General features: G+C 66.3%; 1 pseudogene. It reads right to left on the reverse strand.

The features are described 5' to 3' along the window. Positions 1–614: pseudogene (locus tag D3D02_RS18465) on the reverse strand (ATPase); the annotation flags it as partial.

The raw sequence follows: 614 nt of genomic DNA on the forward strand, positions 1-614 counted from the left end.
CCGCTTCCCGCGCCAGCTCTCCGATGCGCTCGACGCGCCCGTCGGCGAGGGAGACCAGCGCGTCGCCGGTGACGCAGTCCATCTTGTCCAACTCGTCGACCGCCGCGATCCCCTTGTCCGCGAGGACGAGCGCGCCGGCTTCGAGCGACCACTGCTGGCCGTCGCCGAAGTCGTCGCGGACGGCCGCGGCCGTGAGGCCCGCCGCAGACGACCCCTTCCCGGAGGTGTACACCGAGCGGGGAGCGATGTTTTCTACGTACGAAATCATCTGTGAGTTGTGCGAGACGATCCCCTTCGAGACGTAGTTGTGAGTCCCCTCGACTTCGAGATCGTACACCCACTCGTCCTCGCTTTCAACTCGCTCGATGGACTCGATCCGATCCCAGCAGATATCGCTCTCCGGGAGTCGCCGGAGCGCGGCGATGTTGCGTGCGGTGGCCCCGCCGTCCGTTTTGGCGAAGGCATCGGTGTCGCCGTCGACGGGAGACCCACACGCGTCTTCGAACGCGTCGACAATTCGGGTGAGGGCGTCCCGACTCGGATTCCGACTACCGGCCTCGTAGTGTCGGTAGGTGTTCCGCGGGACGCCGCATTCGTACTGTGTCAGCCCCAGC

The sequence above is a fragment of the Halobellus sp. Atlit-38R genome (assembly GCF_003665925.1).
Classification (GTDB): domain Archaea; phylum Halobacteriota; class Halobacteria; order Halobacteriales; family Haloferacaceae; genus Haloquadratum; species Haloquadratum inordinatus.